18 protein-coding genes and 1 pseudogene are annotated in these 20,090 nt (G+C 64.0%); 14 read left to right on the top strand and 5 right to left on the bottom strand.

Annotated elements, in window-relative coordinates:
* Positions 1-97 precede the first annotated feature (97 nt).
* The gene (aroQ, locus tag HMPREF2894_RS01210; RefSeq protein ID WP_005504658.1) at positions 98-538 is read right to left on the bottom strand and encodes a type II 3-dehydroquinate dehydratase; all 441 of its coding nucleotides are present in this window, start codon (positions 536-538) and stop codon (positions 98-100) included.
* 131 nt (positions 539-669) lie between these two features.
* Here aroQ and nth point away from each other — a divergent pair, with 131 nt between their 5' ends.
* On the top strand, positions 670-1,605 hold the full coding sequence (gene nth / locus HMPREF2894_RS01215) for an endonuclease III (protein WP_012902924.1): 936 nt from the start codon (positions 670-672) through the stop codon (positions 1,603-1,605).
* Between the two features lie 45 nt (positions 1,606-1,650).
* Positions 1,651-2,436: an NUDIX hydrolase gene (locus HMPREF2894_RS01220; RefSeq protein ID WP_070677498.1), complete on the top strand. Its 786-nt coding sequence runs from the start codon at positions 1,651-1,653 to the stop codon at positions 2,434-2,436.
* Between the two features lie 152 nt (positions 2,437-2,588).
* Here the strand turns inward: HMPREF2894_RS01220 and HMPREF2894_RS01225 are convergent, their stop codons facing one another.
* Complete coding sequence (locus HMPREF2894_RS01225; protein WP_070677500.1) at positions 2,589-4,595, bottom strand: bifunctional 3'-5' exonuclease/DNA polymerase; 2,007 nt, start codon at positions 4,593-4,595, stop codon at positions 2,589-2,591.
* Between the two features lie 237 nt (positions 4,596-4,832).
* On the opposite strand from HMPREF2894_RS01225, the gene HMPREF2894_RS01230 reads away from it, so the two are divergent.
* The 5 genes from HMPREF2894_RS01230 to HMPREF2894_RS01250 all read left to right on the top strand — a co-directional run bounded on the left by HMPREF2894_RS01230 (position 4,833) and on the right by HMPREF2894_RS01250 (position 9,710).
* Positions 4,833-6,443, top strand: a complete 1,611-nt coding sequence (locus HMPREF2894_RS01230) for a TadA family conjugal transfer-associated ATPase (RefSeq protein ID WP_246826994.1) — start codon at positions 4,833-4,835, stop codon at positions 6,441-6,443.
* A 41-nt stretch (positions 6,444-6,484) separates the two neighbouring features.
* On the top strand, positions 6,485-7,756 hold the full coding sequence (locus HMPREF2894_RS01235; protein WP_070677502.1) for a type II secretion system F family protein: 1,272 nt from the start codon (positions 6,485-6,487) through the stop codon (positions 7,754-7,756).
* A 129-nt stretch (positions 7,757-7,885) separates the two neighbouring features.
* On the top strand, positions 7,886-8,533 hold the full coding sequence (locus HMPREF2894_RS01240) for a DUF4244 domain-containing protein (RefSeq protein ID WP_070677504.1): 648 nt from the start codon (positions 7,886-7,888) through the stop codon (positions 8,531-8,533).
* Positions 8,534-8,674: 141 nt separating this feature from the next.
* Complete coding sequence (locus HMPREF2894_RS01245; protein ID WP_239668334.1) at positions 8,675-9,118, top strand: TadE family type IV pilus minor pilin; 444 nt, start codon at positions 8,675-8,677, stop codon at positions 9,116-9,118.
* A gap of 7 nt (positions 9,119-9,125) precedes the next feature.
* The gene (locus tag HMPREF2894_RS01250) at positions 9,126-9,710 is read left to right on the top strand and encodes an Rv3654c family TadE-like protein (RefSeq protein WP_049351923.1); all 585 of its coding nucleotides are present in this window, start codon (positions 9,126-9,128) and stop codon (positions 9,708-9,710) included.
* A 76-nt stretch (positions 9,711-9,786) separates the two neighbouring features.
* Here the strand turns inward: HMPREF2894_RS01250 and HMPREF2894_RS01255 are convergent, their stop codons facing one another.
* On the bottom strand, positions 9,787-12,600 hold the full coding sequence (locus HMPREF2894_RS01255; RefSeq protein ID WP_070677509.1) for a DEAD/DEAH box helicase: 2,814 nt from the start codon (positions 12,598-12,600) through the stop codon (positions 9,787-9,789).
* Positions 12,601-12,776: 176 nt separating this feature from the next.
* On the opposite strand from HMPREF2894_RS01255, the gene HMPREF2894_RS01260 reads away from it, so the two are divergent.
* The 6 genes and pseudogenes from HMPREF2894_RS01260 to HMPREF2894_RS09165 all read left to right on the top strand — a co-directional run.
* Complete coding sequence (locus tag HMPREF2894_RS01260) at positions 12,777-13,688, top strand: oxygen-dependent tRNA uridine(34) hydroxylase TrhO (RefSeq protein WP_049338579.1); 912 nt, start codon at positions 12,777-12,779, stop codon at positions 13,686-13,688.
* Positions 13,688-14,185 (top strand): GyrI-like domain-containing protein, encoded by a 498-nt coding sequence (locus HMPREF2894_RS01265; protein ID WP_005504695.1) that lies wholly within the window; start codon positions 13,688-13,690, stop codon positions 14,183-14,185. Before HMPREF2894_RS01260 ends, HMPREF2894_RS01265 begins: the two co-directional genes overlap by 1 nt.
* Before the next feature lie 326 nt (positions 14,186-14,511).
* Positions 14,512-15,600 (top strand): LLM class flavin-dependent oxidoreductase, encoded by a 1,089-nt coding sequence (locus HMPREF2894_RS01270; RefSeq protein WP_070677511.1) that lies wholly within the window; start codon positions 14,512-14,514, stop codon positions 15,598-15,600.
* 195 nt (positions 15,601-15,795) lie between these two features.
* Positions 15,796-16,155, top strand: a complete 360-nt coding sequence (locus tag HMPREF2894_RS01275) for a Cd(II)/Pb(II)-sensing metalloregulatory transcriptional regulator CmtR (protein WP_049327487.1) — start codon at positions 15,796-15,798, stop codon at positions 16,153-16,155.
* The gene (locus tag HMPREF2894_RS01280; protein WP_070677513.1) at positions 16,152-16,802 is read left to right on the top strand and encodes a cation efflux transmembrane domain-containing protein; all 651 of its coding nucleotides are present in this window, start codon (positions 16,152-16,154) and stop codon (positions 16,800-16,802) included. The genes HMPREF2894_RS01275 and HMPREF2894_RS01280 overlap by 4 nt, the downstream gene beginning before the upstream one ends.
* Positions 16,803-16,840: 38 nt before the next feature.
* A pseudogene (locus HMPREF2894_RS09165) lies at positions 16,841-16,927 on the top strand (luciferase); the annotation flags it as partial.
* 220 nt (positions 16,928-17,147) lie between these two features.
* Here HMPREF2894_RS09165 and HMPREF2894_RS01290 read toward each other — a convergent pair.
* Entirely contained in the window at positions 17,148-17,696 is a 549-nt protein-coding gene (locus tag HMPREF2894_RS01290; protein WP_012902938.1) for a pyrimidine dimer DNA glycosylase/endonuclease V, read from the bottom strand.
* Positions 17,697-17,698: 2 nt separating this feature from the next.
* Positions 17,699-19,450, bottom strand: a complete 1,752-nt coding sequence (locus tag HMPREF2894_RS01295) for a DUF7059 domain-containing protein (protein ID WP_246826995.1) — start codon at positions 19,448-19,450, stop codon at positions 17,699-17,701.
* A 144-nt stretch (positions 19,451-19,594) separates the two neighbouring features.
* On the opposite strand from HMPREF2894_RS01295, the gene HMPREF2894_RS01300 reads away from it, so the two are divergent.
* Positions 19,595-20,053: a pyridoxamine 5'-phosphate oxidase family protein gene (locus HMPREF2894_RS01300; protein ID WP_044145909.1), complete on the top strand. Its 459-nt coding sequence runs from the start codon at positions 19,595-19,597 to the stop codon at positions 20,051-20,053.
* Positions 20,054-20,090 lie beyond the last annotated feature (37 nt).

A 20,090-nucleotide genomic window follows, 5' to 3' on the forward strand; every position in this document is an offset into this window, starting at 1 on the left:
CACGAGGAACGGGAGCCTGAACTATTTAACGAACGGAGGCAGTGCTGGGCTATTCCGCCAGGCGCTGGGCTGCGCTATTCAGCGAGATGCTGCGCTGTTATTCCGCCAGGTGCTGTGCCAGGAAATCAACCGCCATGACATAGCCGTACGCACCCGCACCGGCAATCACCGCAGTAGCCTGCGGCGACACAAACGAATGATGACGGAACTGCTCACGACGATGCACATTCGACAGATGCACCTCAACCACCGGAAGCTCAGCTGCCTCCAGCGCATCATGCAGCGCCACCGAGGTGTGCGTGTACGCCGCCGGGTTAATAATAATCGCCGCGCCACGAGTACGAGCACGCTGAATCTCATCCACCAGCGCACCCTCATGATTCGACTGCATAAACTCAACATCAAAACCATGATCCGCCGCGCGCTCACGCACCATACGCTCAATATCGTGCAGAGTGGTGTAGCCGTACACCTCGGGGCGGCGCTGCCCAAGCAGGTTCAAATTCGGTCCATTAAGCACAAAAATCGTATCTGACATAAAACCAGTGTGGCACAGCGAGCGACCGCACAGCAGGAGCCGACGCGAACTGCCCAGAAAATGATGGGGAGCGGGCCAAGTACGGTGAACCTCGCTACCGCCCACACGCCCAAGCCCGGTACCCTCGCGCTATGACCGAGAACGCCACCCGCACCGAAGTAGAGAACACCGCGGCAGAAAATAACGCGGCTGAGAACAACGCGGCAGAGAACGCCGAATCGCTCCTACAGATCCGATTCGTTCCCGAATTCAAAGCCGCAGCCGCCGCACGCCGCCTCAACGCCCGCGCACCCGAAAGCCACCTCGCCACCGTGCGCCGCGCCCGCAAAATTAACCGCATCCTCGGCGAAACCTACCCCTACGCCGTCGCAGAACTCGACTTTGACAACCCCTTCGAGCTACTCATCGCCACCGTGCTCTCGGCACAAACCACCGACGTGCGCGTCAACTCCGTCACCGGTGCACTCTTCGCACGCTACCCGGACGCCGCCGCGCTCGCCTCCGCACGCACCGAAGAGGTCGAACCCTACATTCAGTCCCTCGGCTTCTACCGCGCCAAGGCACGCTCCATCGTCACCCTCTCCCAGCAGCTCGTCGAACGCCACAACGGGCAGGTTCCCTCAACCCTTGAAGAGCTCGTAGAACTCGCCGGAGTCGGCCGCAAAACCGCGAACGTGGTCCTCGGAAACGCTTTTGACGTGCCCGGACTGACCGTAGACACCCACTTCGGCCGCCTCGCCCGCCGCATGGGATTTACCACCGCAGACGCCCCCGAGACAGTCGAAAAAGACGTCGCCGAACTCATCGAACGCAAAGACTGGACGCTCTTCTCACACCGCATGGTCTACCACGGCCGCCGCATCTGCCACGCCAAAAAGCCCGCCTGCGGCGTATGCCCCGTCGCCGACCTCTGCCCGTCCTATGGCGCCGGGGAGACGAACGAACAAGCAGCACGTAAACTCATGAAATACGAAATGGCACCCGGCCGAGAAGACTTGCACCTGCGATTCCTGCAGGGGGCAACCCGCCGCGAACTCATGGCAGAAGGCTACCCGCTCAGCGCCTAACGGCGACTGAACCGGAATGCATCCGCGCAGAAGAGAGGTACACAGATGAGCGCACCCGAGCAGTCGGTACAACCCGAACCGGCGCGGCAGGACGCGCAGCACCCCGCCCAGCAGGCACTGGCGGCTCTCGCAGAGGGCGGCGTGGAATTTGACGTCCAAGCCCTACTGCGCAGCGCACCCGCCAGCCCCCTGAGCAAAGAAGCCGCCGTGCTGATCCTCTTCGGCGTGCTCGACAACTCGCCCTCCACCGGCGAATTTGACGGCTGCCCCGAAAACGTCAGCGCCGACCTGGATGTACTGCTCCTCGTACGTGCCGCAACCCTGCGCTCACACGCCGGTCAGCCCGCCTTCCCCGGCGGCAAAATCGACCCCGAAGACTACGCGCTCGCCGAAACCACCGGCGAACCCGTCGCCCACATCGCCGCCCTGCGCGAAGCGGTGGAAGAAACCGGGCTTGACCCCGCCGGCGTGCAGATCCTCGGCCAGCTGCACACCCTGCCGCTACCCATCAGCAACTTCATGGTCACCCCCGTCATCGGCTGGTGGAACAGCCCCGTGCCCGTCGAAGTCGTCGACCACAACGAGTCCGCGCTCATCGCCCGCGTGCCCGTGCGCGACCTGCTCAACCCCGCCAACCGGCACACCGCCTACGTCAAACGCGGCCGCACCTCACACCGCACCCCCGCCTTCGAGGTGCGTATGCCCGGCGGCGAAGAATTCACGGTGTGGGGATTCACCGCGATTCTGCTGGACCGGATCTTCGACTCGCTTGGCTGGACCGTGCCCTGGGATACAAAAAAGATGCGCCCGGCACCCGGCTACGAGGAGTAAAGCTCATCGCAGAATAAGCGCCTGACCAGCGGATATAGGGTGCAGAATAGTATGCAGATAGGGGCGGCATGTAGCTTGAATGAAGCTACCTGCCGCCCCTATTTTCGCTGTTGCACGGTGCCGCTTATGCGCGGCTGATTATTTACCGCAGATTATTTACCCTCAGCGTAGTTGCGCACTCGCGCCACCGACACCGGAAAATCAACCGGCACACGACCGAACAGCAGACGCGCCGCCTCCGCAGCGCCCTCACGCACAATACGCTCCACGCGATCCGCCTCCAGCTCGGGGCCGCACAGCAGAAGCTCGTCGTGTAAAAAATACACAATGCGGGTGCGCATCGGCATACCAAAAATCCGCTCCGACAACAGACGAGAACGCACCGCGCCCATCCAACACAGAGCCCACTCCGCCGCCGTACCCTGCACAATAAAATTGCGGGTCATACGCCCGTGTGCACGCGCACTCGACACCGCACGCGACTCAGCCGCCGGCGAAGACCGATCAGCCACAATCTCACGGAAACGCTCATCCACCGGCGGGGAGGTACGACCCAAAAAAGTCGTCACCTGACCGCCCGCCTCACCAATACGCGCGGCACGCTCCGTAAAGTCCATCGCCTGCGGAAAAAGCGCCGCCACATGCGGCAACAGGGCGCCAATCTCACCGCTGCGGCCGCCATACATAATCGCCAGCATGCCCACCTTCGCGTGGGAACGCTCCGTCAAACCCACACCCTTCATGCGCGCCAGCTCGGCAATACCCGCATACAGGTCAGCGCCACGACCCGCCGAAGCGAGCGCCTCATCACGGCTCAACGCCGCCAAAATACGTGGCTCAATCTGCGAGCCGTCCGTCACCGTCAGCACCTGACCCTCCGGCGCCTGCACCGCCTGACGAATCTCCGCAGGCAGCTGCAACGCACCACCGCCGGAAGCGCCCCAACGCCCGGTCGCGGCTCCACCCACCTCAAGATGCGGGCGGAACGCACCCTCAGAAACCCACGTATCAGCCCACGTCCAGCCGTTAGCAGTCCAAATACGGTACAGCTTCTTATAGCGCAGAATCGGGTCAATCAGCGCCCAGCGCTTTTCCCGCTGAGCCGGAATCGCATCCGCCCAACTCTTCAACTCCCACGAACGCGTAGACTTCACCGAAACCCCCGCAGACTGCAAAGCACGCAAAAGATCCTGCGGCGAATCCGGGTTCAACGACGGCATAAACAGCATGCGCTGAATCTGCTCCGCCAACTCCTGCATCTTCTGCGGACGCTCCCCAGGCACCGGACGCGGCCCCAACAACTCGCACAGATGCTCATGATGCGCCTGCACATTAAACGGGATGCCGTAATAGCCAATCTCAGCCGCCACCAATGCACCGGCAGACTCAGCCGCCGCCAAAAGACGCAGCCGCTCCGGGTGCCTCGACTCGCTAATAGCGCGCGCCTGCGCCAGCCACTCACGCATCAGCACACGCACCACCGGATGCTCCGGCAGCAGAGTCACCGGGCCCGCCGCCAACTGCGGGGCAAAAGGCTCATGAGGCGCCGCCTCCAGGAAATCCGAGGAGGAATCTGCAGAGGAATCGGCGGGTGCGGCGGAAGAGGTGGCGGGGGCACTCAAAAAATCAGCGCCGAACAGTTCCTCCTGACCCTGAATCTGCCGCGCCACCGGCAGATACCCCTGAGGCTCAGCCGCCTCACGCACATCAGAAAGATCCAGCACCGGGCTGTACTCCACAAAACCGCTCGGATGCGTAGCGGCAGTCGCCAAAATCCGCTGCACCAGACGCAAATCATGGCACAGATGCACCCGCACCCCGCGACGCAGAAGCAGCGGGTCAACGTGGCGGGTATCAGCCCAAATCCAGCGCGGAAAACGCCCCTGTGCCGAATCAGCCGCCTGCCGCTCTACCTCTCGCACATACGCCGGAAGATTCGCCGCACTCACCCGATCCGCCCGCGTAATCCGCGGAATAAAGGTCGGGTCCTGCAACTGTTCAGCGGTCGGCGTCGAAAAATGAAAAGCACCCCACGAGGTCACCGGCTGAGCACCGCGCGGGGACGCACCCGCGGCAATAGCCGACGTGACCGGGTGTGCGGGGGTGCCGGTCTGGGCGGTAATACCCGCGCCGGTGGCAGGACTGAGCAGAACGTACATTCTTCCATTATCGGTGACCGGGTGCGAAGGCGCGTGGTTTGTGGTCGCGGGCGGGCGGTTTGCGGAAGAGGCAGGGGAGGGCTGAATGCGCCGCGGTTTGTCATAAAAGCGCCGGATGTGTGCGTTTTGTTCGTTTGAGACGCGTGCATCGTGGATATTTCGGGGTGCGCGAGGAGTTATCCACAGAACGCTCATTCTCTTAAAAATTCGAGGCGGGCGTAATGGTCTCCTAGAGCCATGAACTCCGCCATGAATCCCTCCAGCAATCCCGCCGGGCACCCTGCCAACAATCCCGGCAACCCCAACGGTTGCTCGCCGCGTGCCGCACAGGGCGCGAATCAGCCGGGCGCACAGAATACGGGTGTCCAGAACACCGGCGCGCACTCGCTACCCGCCCTGCTCATTCCCGAAGACTATCGCGCCCGCGCCGTCGCCCTGCACGCCCGCGAGCTGATTCTGCGCTCGCCGCAGATGAGCGCTATCGCCCTGGGCGGTTTTAGCGGCGGGTTCAGCGGCGGACCCAGTAACGGATTCAGTGCCGGAGTCGAGAAGGCAGGGGAGCGGCCGCCCGCAGAGGGTGTGGTTGCCGCGGGCAGTGCAAACGCTGCGAGTGCCGCGGGCGGTGGGTTACTCCAAGAATCCCAGCCCCTCCGCGAGATCCTCGAAAATGCCGTGGATGAGGCAATTTGCGCCATCGACGGCGGATACCAGGGGAACACCTGGGGGAACGCGAGCGCAGAAGGAACGGGCGCAGACAGAACTAATGTGACGAAGCCCCGAAAATTCCGCACCAAAACGGTGCAACCCGCGCCCACCTCCTGGAGCTACCCCAGTGTGGAATACGTGCCCGTCAACCGGCAGACCGCGCTGCGCTACCTCGCCGCGGAACTCTACGGTCTCGGCGCCCTCGACCTGCTCCTTGACGAGGGGCAACGCGCCGGAACCATCACCGATATCTACGTGAACTCGCCCTGCGATATCTGGGTGGGCGTCAACGGAACCATCCGCCCCGTGGCGCTGAGCCTCGGCAATGAGCGGCGCGTGCGCGACCTCGCCGAGCGGCTCATCCGCAGGCACGGCGGGCAGCTGGACGCCGCGCATCCGGCGGCTGACATTAGCGATGAGCACGGCAGGCGCATCCACGCGATTATCCCGCCGCTGAGCGAACGCACCCGGCTCTCCGTGCGTCTACCCGCCCGCGAGCGCCCCACCCTGGCGCAGCTGCAGGCCGCTGGGCTGTGCGATGAGGCGACCGCCGCCTACCTGCGCCGCATGATTGCCGAACGCCGCGGATTCCTCATTAGCGGGGGCACCGGCACCGGCAAAACCACCCTGCTCAACGCCCTGCTGGGGCTGTGCACGCCGCAGGAGCGCCTCATTCTGCTCGAAGATACCCCGGAACTCGCGCCGCAGCATGAGCAGGTTATTACCCTCAAAACCCGTACCGCCAACTCCGAAGGCGCCGGCGAAATCGGGCTGGGTGAGCTGATTGTGCAGGCGCTGCGTATGGGCCCGGACCGGCTCGTGGTCGGTGAGTGCCGCGGCGCGGAGGTGGTGCACCTGCTGACCGCCATGAACACCGGTCACCGCGGTGCCGGAACGACCCTGCACGCTAATAGTGCGCATGCGGTGCCCCTGCGTTTGTGCGCCCTGGGCGCGCTCGCCGGACTGGATAGTAGAACGGTCGCTCTACATACGGCGACGGCTTTTGAACGCATTATCCACCTGGAACACCGGGATGGTCGCCGCCGCATCGAGGGTATCTACAGCCTGCACCCCGCCACACAGGGGAGTGAAGAGTACCTGCAGGTCAGGCGTATTTCTACTGGCTCTGAAGTTGGGTACTAGCCCCCGAAATGGGGAAGTAGAAAACGTGAAAGGAGGAAGCAATGAAGCAGAACGAGAAGAGCGGCGGAAGCCTTCGCGAACGCTGGACTGAGCGCCTAGCTGGGCGTATCGCCGGATCAGCCAGTGCCGAGGAAATGCGCATGTGGCCGTTCATGCTACGCACCCTCGCCCTGAACCTACGCGCAGGGATTCCCCTGCAGGAGGCGGTGCACACCAACCCGAGCTCCGGGCAGCTCGGGGAGTTCGGGCAGGGCGAGCTGGTGCCGGGTACGGGGAAACCGCGTGCGAAGAATAGCTCTCGGAAAAGCACCCGCCCCCGACGGGCACGAGGGTCCCTTTCCGAAGAGTATGGGCACAAGCGGTGCGCCGAAGATATCCGCCGCTTCACGCAGGCTCTCGCCACGGTCACCTCCTGGGGTGCCCCCGCGCACCTCGCCTGCGCCCAACTGCTCGAAAACAGTACCCGGATGCGCCCGCACAGCCGCGAGCGCCTGCACGACCTGCAGCTGAGCCTGCGCATGAGCGAGAGCGCCGGTGCGCCGCTCGCCACGAGCATGGAACGCGCCGCCGAACACGCCGAAGAACGCATCGACGCGCTCCTGGGCAGGCAGAGCGCCCTCGCCGCACCGCGTGCCACCGGCAGGATCCTCTCCTGGCTGCCGCTGCTCGGCCTCGGCTTGGGGGTGCTCATGGGAAGCGACCCTGTGGGTGTGCTGACCGGGTCCGTTCTCGGAGCGCTCACCGGTTTGCTTGGGCTGGGGCTCGCCTTCGCCGGGCGCCGTTGGACCGCCGCGCTCGTGCATCGGGCGGAGGTGGAGAGCGTAAGGCCGAGCACCGGGGCGGTGAATGCTGAATCTGAGACGGAAAAGTCTGCCTCGCCAGCAGGTTCCGCGCCCGTTGATACCGCCCTCGTGCTGGAACTACTTGCCGCGCAGTTGAGAGTCGGGCTCGCACCGCTCGCCGCACTGGGCACTCTCGCCGAGGCACTCAACAGCCGAGCGTTGCACACGGTCTGCCAGCGCCTACAGATGGGTAGCAATTGGGGGAGTGCCTGGTCGGGGTCCGCGGCGGGAACCTTCGGTGAGCTGCGGGACGCGCTCGCTCCCGCCTACACGGGTGGCGCACCCAGCACTGCGCTGCTGCTCTCCCTTGCCGATGCGCACCGCCTCAGCGAGCGCCGCGCGGCAGAACGCGCCGCCGGAAAGCTCTCCGTAGCGCTCGTGGTACCCCTCGGGCTGTGCTCGCTGCCCGCCTTTATCTGCTTGGGTATTGTGCCCATCATCATTTCGCTACTACCCACGCTGACCGGCTAAAGAACCATGCGCATAAGCGCTGTTGACCAGCTGAAATGCCGAAAAGTTTAGACCCTCGCCCATCTGCAGCGAACGCGGATGAGCGCCCACCCCGCCCCGAATAAACGGGGCACAACGAAAGGAAAACCAATGACGAACACCCTCTGCGAAGCAATCCGCCACGACCTGCACGCTGTCGATGCTCCGGTCAACGCCCCGGCCGGTGCTCCGCGTGAAATTCAGCCCGCTGCATCCGGCGCAGAAGCGCAGACCATTCTGGGTCCCGTGCCGCTGTCCGTTGCCATCGCAACCACCATGAAGCAGCTGCGTGAAGAATGCCCTGAGCTTTTTACCGATGCTGAGCTCTTCACTGATACCGAACTTTCCACCGGCGCTGAGCAGAAGCATGCCGGCCCCAGGATTGACCCTCACGAAATGGAGATTGATATGAACACGGACCGTTTGAGCCCCGAACAGGCGCTGACCATTGCCCGCGCGCTCGCCGAAGGCTGCACCTTGGACGAATGTGGCGCCACCTGCCGCAGCCTGGGTGAGCACGCGCCCGGCTGCACCGAATATGTACCCTCTGAGGAGCACGAAAAGGCGCTCGAAGACTACGCCCCCGCGGGGGATCCGGAGGAGGGCGCCTCCACTGCGGAGTACGGCATTGTGATGCTCGCGGCGGTCGGTTTTGCGGGCCTGCTGGTGCTGATTCTCAAGTCGGATGAGGTGCGTTCCATGCTCCTGGATATTGTGCGTAACGCCCTGTCGATTGCGGGTAACACGGGGCTGCTCTAGAGGTCTTGAGAAACCCGCCACAGGGTTTAACTCTAGAGGCAAGGAATCCCGGAAAGTCAGGCTAGAAAGGAGGAATAAAGAATGAACGCTCATGTGAATTTGGGTGCTTTGCGGCGCACTTGCTCCGCAGGGAAAACCAGTGTGGACCCGACACTCTCGACCCCGCACAAGAGCCCGGCAGAAGAGGGTGTGATCACCGCCGAATTTGCGGTCGCCCTACCCGCCGTGACGGTGGTGCTCGCCCTCTGCCTGGGTGCCGCCTCCACGGGGGTTGCGCAGCTGAAGGTGGAGGAGTCCGCGCGAACGGCTGCACGAGCCGCCGCCCGCGGAGATTCCGAGGCGCAGATTCGCTCCGCCGTCAGCCGCATCGACCCGGCGCAGAGCGTGCAGATTTCTGTTTCTCCTGATGATGTAGTCGTGACAGAGGCGGGGCGCGCCCGGGAAGTGCACGTGCGGGTGAGCCGCCCCGCCCCCGGTGTGATTGGTTCGGCAACCGGCTGGGTGCTGCGGGCGGACGCCCACGCCCGCGTTGAAGCCGGCGCTGAAAACGATGCTGAAAACGGTGCGGGTCATGAAGGTGAGTAGAGCCGCTATGGGTCCCACCCCGAAAACAGCCTCCGAGAATCAATACCCCGAAGCGGGTAGCGGCACCGTCCTTGCCCTCACCATTATTGCCGCGCTACTGGTGGTGACCGTGGTGATTGCCGGGCTCATTGGGGTGGTGTCCGCAAACCGCAGGGCTTCCGCGGCCGCCGATTTGAGTGCGCTCGCGGCGGCGGACGCCTACCGCGGGCTCACTGAGGGGGACCCGTGCGCGGTCGCGGCGGATCTTGCCGAACGCCACGGCGCGCACCTGGAATCCTGCACTTTTCCGGATCGCCCCGAAACGGTGGAGGTGACGGTCGCCGTCCCGGTCGCGGGGCCCATGGGTGCGCTGGGCCCGGCGAGGGTGCGTGCCCGCGCCGGGGCTGAGCATCTCGAAGAAGGGCGCCCCGAAGAAGAGCACGCGGCGGGCAACGTGGAGGAGCTGAGCCCCGATGAGGTAGCCGAGCTGGAGGAAGAGCTGGAAGCTGCGCAGGACTCAGCGCCCGAGCCTCCCGCACCAGAAAGCTCCGCAGAATCAGAGAATCCAGTTGAGCCAGAAAACCCGCCTGAGCCAGAAAGCCCAGCCGACTAGGCTATTTACGCTCATCGGGAGTTGTCATCCCAGCTTGCCCCGCGCCCCCAGCCCGCTCTACGCCTTCTGCAGTAACCTACGCCTCCGCCATGCTCTGCAGCATCGCCTGCAGTAGCGCCCGTGCGCCGTGTTTGCTGAGCGGCTCGTTGCGGTTGCCGCATTTGGGCGAGTGCACGCAGGAGGGGCAACCGTTTTCGCATCCGCAGCTTTCGATTGCTTCAAGGGTGGCGCTCAGCCACTGCGCAACCGCGTTGAAGCCGCGCTCGCTAATGCCCGCGCCGCCGGGTGCGGCGTCGTAGACGAAAATGGTGGGCCTGCCGGTGTCCACGTGAAGCAGCGTGGAGAGTCCACCCAAATCCCAGCGGTCGCTGGTGGCGATGAGCGGCAGCAGTCCGATGGCGGCGTGCTCGGCGGCGTGCAGGGTGCCGGGGCCGTCCTCTTCGGTCACGCCCGCGCCGAATAGGTAGCTGGGCTCGAAGGTGAACCAGACCGCCTCGGTCATGAGCACTTCCGGCGGCATGGGTTGCGCCTCTTCGCCCAGGTATTCGCCGCCGTAGACGGAGAAGCGCCGGTAGCCGGTGACCTGGTCGGTGACCTGAACCTGCCCGCGGTGCGTGGTGAGCGGGGCAAGCTGCTGCGCGTTGGTTTCGGGGATAGAGATTTCGGGAACAGGCTCTCCAGGAGCGGGTTCACCGGGAACATACTCACTGGGAGCAGGCTCGCCGGGAACTGCTTCCCCAACAGCGTTTTGCGCACCGTAACTGACCCGCGCACGCTCCGCCAGAATGCGCACCTCGGTGCTCTCAATGGCGCGCGTGTAGTAGTCCGGGTAGACGCGGCTGAGTAGGATCACGCGCTCGCCCTCGCTGAGGGACTCAACCACGTACTGAGCGTTCTGGTGAATGTAGATTGCGCCCGGGTGCCCCTGGCTCATGGCGTGCGCGGCGTCCATGGTGCCAACCAGGGTGCCGTCTTCGGCGTCGATGAGCTGGTAGGGTCCGCCACCGGTGCCGCGGATATCGACCAGGTCGGCGGCTGATTCGGCGTGCGTCCAATACCAGCCGTCCGGGCGGCGACGCAGGTACCCCTGCTGCACCAGCCGATCCAGCAGAGCCGCGGTATGCGGACCGAAGAGACTCAGTTCTTCAGCGCGGATGGGTGCCTCCTGCGCGGCGGCGCACAGCTGCGGTGAGAGCACGTACGGGTTTGTCGGGTCGAAAACGGTCGCCTCAACCTCCTGCCCGAAAATCGCCTCCGGGTGGTGCACCAGGTAGGTATCGAGCGGGTTGTCGTCGGCAATGAGCACTGCGAGCGCGTCCTGACCGCTTCGACCCGCCCGGCCCACGCGCTGCATGAAGGAGGCGCGGGTACCCGGCCAGCCCGCCACGAGTACGGCGTCCAGTCCGGAGATGTCAATGCCCAGCTCCAGTGCGGAGGTGCTCGCCAGGCCGAGCAGTTCGCCGTTGCGGAGTTTGCGTTCGAGTTCGCGGCGCTCTTCGGGGGTGTACCCGGCGCGGTATGCGGCGACGCGGTGGGCGAGGCCCGCCTCCACCTCGTCGAGGTAGCGTTGGGTCTTCTGCGAGAGGATTTCTACGCTGCGGCGCGAACCGGCGAAAACCAGGGAGCGGGTGCGGGAAAGCACCAGGTCGGTGAGCATTTGCGCGCCCTGCTCCACGGGGGAGACGCGGCGCGGCGCCTCCTGCTCTGCCTTCGATTGGACCGCCTGCTGCTGGGTGCTGCGGGCACCCTTGGCGAGTTGATCGTGCGCCTTGGGCGGCATGAATTCTGGCTCCCAGAGCGCGACGGTGGTTTCACCGCGCGCGGAGGTGGACTCGGTAATGGCGGTAACCGCCTGCTGCGGCACGCCAATGAGCTTGGAGAAAGACTCGACCGGGTTGGAACTGGTCGCGGAGGCACCGTAGAACACGGGCACGGTGCGGTAGAGCGCGCAGACACGGCGCAGGCGGCGTAGCAGGTTGGCGATGTGCGCACCAAAAACGCCGCGGTAGCTGTGTGCTTCGTCGAGCACCACGTAGCGCAGCCCGCGCAGGAAGGACGCCCACTGCCGGTGGTTGCTCAGAATTGAGTAGTTGAGCATGTCCGGGGTGGTGAGGATGAAGTTGGCGTGTTCGCGGATCCAGCGGCGTTCGCCGGTGGGGGTGTCGCCGTCGTAGCTTGCCGCGTGGAGTCCGGGTAGGTTGTAGGAGGTGAGGGCGGTGAGTTGGTCGGCGGAGAGTGCCTTCGCCGGCGAAATGTAGAGAACGTTCGCTCTATTATTGAGGTTTTCCGCCCCAGAATACGCGGAAGTTGAGCTCACCGGCTCACCGCACGATGCGCGATAAATAGCGTCCAGAGTGGGCATCAGGTAGCTCAGGGTCTTGCCCGAGGCGGTACCCGTCGCCACAATCACGTGCCCGCCGCTGCCGGTACTCTTCGCGTCTTCGGTGCGCGTTGCTGCCGATGCTTCGATACGCTCAGCTTCGATGCGCCCTGCCTGCCAGCCGTAGCGCGCCGCGCTCGCCGCCAGCGCCGCATCGAGACCGGCATGGGCGGCGTTCGCCGCCTGCACCTGGTGGGCGTAGGGCTCGGCAATACCGAGCGATTCAAAAGCCTCCACCACACGCGGATGCAACCACTGCGGCCACGGCGCGTAGCTCGCCTCCCTGGCGGCAATGGTATGGATATGGGTCACCTGCTCGGGCAGGATTCCGGTGCGTTCTGCCTCCGGCAGCAGGGATGCCAGCACCTGCTGTGCGCTCGTGGGCAGCTCTCGGTAACGGAGCGTTTTTGGGCGCGCCGCAGACTGCCCCTGCTCGGGCTGGTGTGTGGACTGCTGTTCGGGGTGCTGGTTGGCGTTCTGCGAAGGGGTGCTGTGCGGCATGGGTTCCATTGTAGAGCGGCGGGCTACACCCCGACCTGCCGCCGGTCATGTGCCGTCCTGAATCTGTGCCCCGTGCCTGTCTGAACCCCGCCTCGGCACCGCTTTTGTGCTGCCGACCCCGTAGTCAGCGCGCACATATCAAAAAATCTGCATGCTTTAGGCGTATATGACGATAAAATAGTTTCGTGGCTCAAAATAAGATTATTCTGTATTACCAGTTCGCCCCCATCGCCGATCCGCAGGCGGTCATGCTCTGGCAGCGTGCCCTCTGCGAGAAGCTCGGCCTGCGCGGGCGCATCCTCATTTCCAAGCACGGCATTAACGGCACCCTCGGCGGCGAAATCAACGCGGTCAAGGCGTACACCAAGGAAACCCGCAAGTACCCCGGCTTCAAGAACATGGAGTTCAAGTGGTCCGAGGGTGGCGCGGAGGACTTCCCCCGTCTGTCCGTGAAGGCACGCGACGAGATTGTGGCTTTCGGTGCTCCCGACGAGCTACAGGTGGACGAGAACGGCGTCGTTGGCGGCGGCGTGCACCTGAAGCCTGAAGAGGTTAACAAGCTTGTTGAAGAGCGCGGCGACGAAGTGGTCTTCTTCGACGGCCGTAACGCATTCGAGGCGAAGATTGGCAAGTTCAAGAACGCTATCGTTCCCGACGTGCGCACCACCCACGACTTCATTCGCGAGATTGAGTCCGGCAAGTACGATCACATTAAGGACAAGCCGGTCGTCACCTACTGCACCGGTGGTATTCGCTGCGAGATTCTCTCCGCGCTCATGAAGAACCGCGGCTTCAAGGAGATCTACCAGATCGACGGCGGCATCGTGCGCTACGGCGAGAAGTACGGCGATAAGGAACTGTGGGAAGGCTCGCTCTACGTCTTTGACAAGCGCATGCACATGGAGTTCACCCCGGACACCGTCACCATCGGCAAGTGCGAACAGTGCGGCGCCCCCTCGAACAAGTTCGAGAACTGCTCTAACGAGAACTGCCGTGAGCTGGTTCTGCTCTGCCCCGAGTGCGCAGCTGATGACGCGAAGCGTCATTGCGTGCCCGAGTGCTCGGTGGACCGCGAAGCAGCTGAGGCGAACGCCTAATGGCAGCCGCTAAGGGCGGCGCGGTTCAGATTTCTGAACCTCGCATTGAGGAGCACCCGGCGATGGTCGTTGCCGGCGTTTCGCAGGTGTTCCCCCTGGACGGCGACTTCTCCTCGCTGTGGGATGAGCTGAATCAGAAGGCGTCCCCGGCGATGCTGGATGTTCTGAACGTGACCCAGTACCTGGGCGTGTGCACTCAGCCGAACCCGAAGGGGCAGGTCCGCTACACGGCGGGCTTCCTGGTGTCGGAGCCGGCGAGCGCGGCGAAGCTTGGTCTGGGCGTGCTGGAGTTGCCTGCGAGCACCTATGCGGTGGTTGAGGTGACCGGCCCGATTTCGGAGTCCATTCCGGCTGGCTTTGCGAGCTTCGAGGAGGCGTTCTTCGCGAAGAATCCGCAGTACCGCCCGGTGGGTGGCCTTGAGGTGTACGGTCGCGGCGATATGCAGGCGGCTGATTACCGTATGGAGCTGTGGGTTCCGCTGGTGAAGCGTTCCTAGGGCAGTTTGTTTCTGCCGTTGTAGTTGCAGTTTTAGCTGTTGAATAGAAGGGCCCGGTGGTGCGATGCGTTCGTTCCGCCGGGCTTTTTTGTGCCCTTTTCGGCTGTATTTTGCGCCAGCATTTTGTGGCGGTATGTGTGCCTCGTGCGGGTGAGGCGTGCGGGCGGGTGAGGCGTGCAGGTGGTGTGTGCAGCGAAAGTTGGGGAGGGATGCTCTGTGCGTAATACCCTGAAACAAAATACTTGACATGTAAAGTAATTGGGTTTAGATTTAAAACACTAGCCCGGCACTACAAGAGCCCGAGCGCAACCCGCAAAGGAAAAACCATGAGCACCAACCTGAACAGCACCCCGCAGCTTGACGAGTCTATCCGCATCAGCCACCTCGAGCCCATGCGCGGCGACGAGAAGAAGCTCGGCTTCCTCTCCTTCGGCCACTGGGCTGAGGTCCCCGGCTCCCGCGTGCCCTCCGCTGCAGAATCTCTACATCAGGCAATCGACCTTGCCGTAGGTGCCGAAGACATCGGGCTGGACGGCGCGTTCTTCCGCGTACACCACTTTGACCAGCAGCAGGCGACCCCCTACCCGCTGCTCTCCGCAATCGCCGCCAAGACCGAACGCATCGAGCTGGGTACCGGCGTGATTGACATGCGCTACGAAAACCCGCTCTACATGGCTGAACTTGCCGCCATGGCAGACCTCATTGCGGCGGGCCGACTGCAGCTGGGTGTCTCTCGCGGCTCGCCCGAATCCGTTATCCGCGGCTTTGAGAGCTTCGGCTATTACCCGGCAGAGGGTGAAAACGAGAGCGACATGGCGCGCCGTCACCTCGACATTTTCCTCAAGGCAATTGAGGGTGAGGGCATGGCGCCCAGCGCTCGCGTGGCGGGCAAGTACGCCCCGATTCAGCCGCAGTCGCCGGGTCTGCGCGACCGCATCTGGTGGGGCGCGGGCACCGATAGCACCGCCGTGTGGACCGCGCAGAAGGGTCTGAACCTCATGTCCTCAACCCTGATGCTGGAAGATAAGGGTATTCCCTTCGATCAGCAGCAGGCGCAGCAGATTCGCCTCTTCCGCTCCGAGTGGGTGAAGGCGGGTAATTCGGGTGTTCCGCGTGTTTCGGTGTCCCGCTCGGTGTTGCCCGTTATCGACGAAACCTCGGCGCGCTACTTCGGTCGCCGCGCTTCGGAGGACTCGCAGGATTACACCGGCATTATTGACAACAGCTTCTCCCGTTTTGGTCGCAGCTACATTGGTGATCCGGCGGATATCGCCGAAGAGCTCGCTCGTGATGAGGCGGTTCAGGCGGCAGACACCGTGCTGCTGACGATCCCGAACCAGCTGGGTGTGGACTTCAATCTGAAGATGCTCGACGCAATCGTGAAGGAGATCAAGCCCGCGCTGACCACTAAGTAAAGCCCCTGAGGTGAAGATTCCGCAGAACCTTCTGCGCTAGCAGAGTTTCGCGCCAGCGTGCCGCCGTCGCTTCCGTGATGGGCGGTGGTCGCTGATGAGCGCGAACTCTGCCGCCTCCCGAGGGCAAGGGCGCGGAGCACGTGCGGCAGCCCGCACAAGTGGACAATTGGTCAGTTATCACTGTATAGTCATCGTATGCTGACTATTGCTTCACACCTCGACGTCATGAACCGGCTCGGCCGCGCCATGGCCGACCCGACACGTTCCCGGATTCTGATGACCCTCCTCGGCGGCCCGAGCTATCCAGCCGTGCTCTCGCGCGAGCTGGAGCTGACCCGCTCGAACGTGTCCAACCACCTGACCTGCCTGCGCGATTGCGGAATCGTCGTCGCCGAGCCCGAGGGCCGCCAGACGCGCTACGAGATCGCCAACCCGCACCTCGCCGCGGCACTGACGTCCCTGATCGACGTCACGCTCGCGGTGGACGAGGCCGCGCCGTGCATCGACCCGGCATGCTCGGTGTCGGGCTGCTGTGGAACGGCGGCGGGAGCATGAGCGAGACCCTGACCACCGCGCGCCGCGCGATGCTGCACCGGCGCGTCCGCTTCATCGTTGGCTTCACGATCACGTACAACGTAATCGAGGCAATCGTCGCAGTCTGGGCAGGCGTCCTCGCCTCGTCCGCGGCTCTCATTGGCTTCGGGCTCGACTCGGTTGTTGAGGTACTCTCGGCCGCGGCCGTCACCTGGCAGTTCACCCGCAAGGACCCTGAGCGGTGGGAAACGGTCACCGTCAAGGCCATCGGCATCGCGTTCTTCGCGCTGGCGGCCTACGTCTCAATCGACGCGGTGCTGGCCCTGGTCGGCCAGGAGGGCCCCGACCGCAGCCCGCTGGGTCTCGGTATCACCGCGCTGAGCCTGGTCGTCATACCTCTGCTGGCGTGGATTGAGGTCCGCACCGGGCGGGAGCTGGGCTCCAAGAGCGTGATGGCCGACGCCAAGCAGCTCATCCTGTGCATCTATCTCTCCGGTGCGGTGTTCATCGGCCTCGTCCTCGACAGCCTGTTCGGCTGGTGGTGGGCTGACTCGGTCGCGGCGCTGGTCGTGGCGGTGCTCGCGGTGCGCGAAGGCCTGGAGGCCTGGCGCGGCGACGTCGAGTCGCCGTTCGAAGTGCTAGAGGACCTCGAAGACGAGGACGACTGACCCGTCACCCGACGATGAAGAGCCAGTGCTGCAACCCAGACATGCGCTACGAAAACCCGCTCTACATGGCTGAACTTGCCGACATGGCCGATCTCATTGCGGCGGGTCGACTGCAGTTGGGTGTGGACTTCAACCTGAAGATGCTTGAGGCAATCGTGAAGGAAATTAAGCCCGCGCTGACCACCAAGTAAAGCCCCTGAGGTAAAGACCCCGTGCCAAGCTGTTTCCAGCGCTCTGTAATGCGCTGAGATGAGCTTGAGCCATACATACAGCGATGCCCCGGCAGGCACCCGCAAGGGTTCCGCCGGGGCATTACTATGCTCACGTTCTTAGAAATCCTTCTGTCTAAAAGTCTTTCGTCTTTTCCCAAGGCTCAATAGCCCCCGGAACCACCTCAAACAGCGGATGCGCACACGCCGCCAGCTCGCCGCGCGCCGCCAGGCGCTCGCTCAACTGGTGCTCCCACTCGGGGTCGCGCCCAGCCACCTTGTGCTGTAGGAAAGCAAGCTCGTACTCCAACTGACCCAAAGAAACGGGAATACGCGCGACCGAAGCGTACGGGTTTTCTGCCTTGTCAGCGCAGTTTTTATCGGTACCGTTTTTGCCTGCGCTATTTTCGTTTGTGCTATCTTTGCCCGCATCGTCTTCGCCCGCGCCAATCAGTGCGCGGTTGAACGAGTAGCCGCGGGCATCCGCCTCATCCGCCAGCCCGGACAGGTAAGCGGCAACCGCCTCCAGCGGCTGCGGGTGCGCGCGAAAACGAATCAGCTGCGGATGGTTCGTGTACCCGCGAGTCAGGCCCCGCAGAACCTTCTGCGCCAGCAGGGTTTCACGCCAGCAGGCGACCAGGGCGCGGCGATCGAGCAGACAGGGGTGAAGGGACCAAATGCGCACGCTTAGCCCTGCGCTTCGGCAGTGCTCTCGCCAGCCGATGCTGCGCCCGCGTGCTCGTCGCTAAAGTGCAGGAAGCTCTTGAGTACCAGCTCGCGCACCGCGTGCAGCAGGGTGTCGCGCGGATGCTGCTCCTGCGTACCGCGCACCGCGGCGGCAGCCTCATCGTATTCGGGCCAGGACAGCAGCATGGCAAGAGCCGCCACGATCTGACCCACGGCAAGCTCACCATCGCTCGCCGACGCAAAACCCGCCGTCTCGGTGGAGAGTAGCTGGGTGCGGCACAGACCCGAACCGGCACGCAACAAAATGACGCTGGGGTGCTCGGCGCCAGGGCGGCCGTGGCGTTCCTCGGTGACGTCCTCGGCGACCTCCAGGTGTGCGGTAAGGAGCGCCTCATCGTCCATGGCGGCGAGGCGGTCGTAGCGGCGCACGGACTCGGTGAGGGCGTGGGCGATGGGCTGCTGAATCGGGTAGGTGATCTCCTCGAAACGCTGCAGGGGCTCGGTCACGCCCGCCGCGGTCGCCTCGGTCGGGCGGCGCAGCCAAATCATGCCGAAACCAATAGAATGAACGTTCCGGGAAGCGAAGTCGTTCAGGTACGCCACGTAGGTCTGCTCGTAGTGGCTGCGGTCGCGGTTCTCGCTCGCATCCTTCAACCAGGTCTCCGCGTAGGAGGCGGGGGTCAGCGCCTCACGCTGAATAAACCACGCCTCCGCGCCGCCGTCGGCAACCCAGGCGCGCGGGCGCTCATCCCACGGACGCGGTGCTTCCGGGTCCGCCGAATCGCGAATAATTTCCCAGTTGCCCAGCATCTGCGCGCGGCCACCGGGCACCAGCACCGACGGCAGCTGACGCACCATCGTGCTCACAATTTCGTCACCGGGCAGGCCGCCGTCGCGGTAGGTGAACTGCTCCTCGGCGCTCTCACCGGCAACGCGCGGGGTAATCACGAACGGCGGGTTTGACACCACCAGGTCGAAAAGCTCACCGGCGACCGGCTCCAGCAGGGAACCCTCACGCAGGCTCACGCGCGCCTGCGGGTTCTGCGGGTCAATATTGAGTGCCTGCGCGTTCAGCAGCAGGTTAAAACGGGTGAACGCCAGGGCACGCTCCGAAATGTCGGTGGCGGTCACGTGCTCAGCGTGGGCGAGCAGGTGGAAGGTCTGAATACCGCAGCCGGTGCCCACATCCAGGGCGCGCTTGACGGGGGTACGTTCGGTAATCTGCGCCAGAGTCAGGGAGGCGTGACCAATGCCGAGCACGTGATCCTTACGGAGCACGCCGGGGCGCTGATGCGCGCCCAGGTCGGCGGCAACAAAGATTTCGGTGCCGTCATCGGCGGCGTGCGGACGCAGGTCAACGCTCGCGGACCAGCGGGTAGGATCCGCAGCGTCGCGCTCAATCAGCGCGGCATTCTCGAAGTCAACCAGGGTATCGCCGAAAACCTCGGCTGCCTCCGCTTCAGTGAGCGGGCGAGCCAGCAGGAAAAACGCCAGCAGACGCGCCAGGTTCTTCTCACCCGCACTGTAATCGCCGCGCAGAATATGCTCCACACGCCACAGGCCCGGAACCACCTGGTCACGAGCCATCGCCTCAGCCGCCTCAACACCGAGCAGCTCCTGCACAGCGTCATAGCTGTAGTTCAACGCTAACAGGCGTTCACGGATACGGGTCAGGCGGGCGTAATCATCGCTGCGGGGAGCATCCGCAACGGCGGCGTACTCGGGAGCGAAAGAGGCGGCAGAAATAGTCATGCACACCATTCTACGCACCCGCCGCATCTGCCCGGGCGCGCCCACCGCGTATAGGCGGCAGCGCAATGACATAGCCCCGACCCACCCACTGACCAAAACCGTCATCTGCGCAAGAGCGCCCACCCCATCGCATACACTGAAACCATGAGTAACCTGTACCCCGATGAAAGTATCAGCGTCGACAAGTGCTGGGAGCGTCTGCACGCAAACACTCTCGGTCGCCTCATCCTCACTGACGGACAGCACGTCGATGTGCTGCCCGTGCTCTACGCCGTCGCCAGCCAAGACGACAAGCAGGAAATCTACATCCGCACCACCCGCGGCAACAAGTTCTCCTCCGTGGTGGTCAGCCGCCGCGTCGCCTTCGAAATCGACGAAACCCTCGAAGACGGCATCCGCTCCGTCATCGTGGTCGGTATCGCCCACTGGCTACCGCCGGAAATGACCCCGCAGATCGTGCGCACCTTCGACCTGCCCGACTCCGAAACCCACGAAATGCAGTGGGTGCGCATCGCGCCGCAGACCGTGTACGGCCGCGAATACCCGCTGCTGCCCGCATACCTGGATGGCACCCACCCCGACTCTGACACCCTCACCAGCTAGAAACGCAGGTGAGCGGGTGCGGTGCGCCCCAGCACCC

It is taken from the genome of Rothia sp. HMSC066G02 (genome assembly GCF_001813145.1).
In the GTDB taxonomy this organism is placed as follows: Bacteria; Actinomycetota; Actinomycetes; order Actinomycetales; family Micrococcaceae; genus Rothia.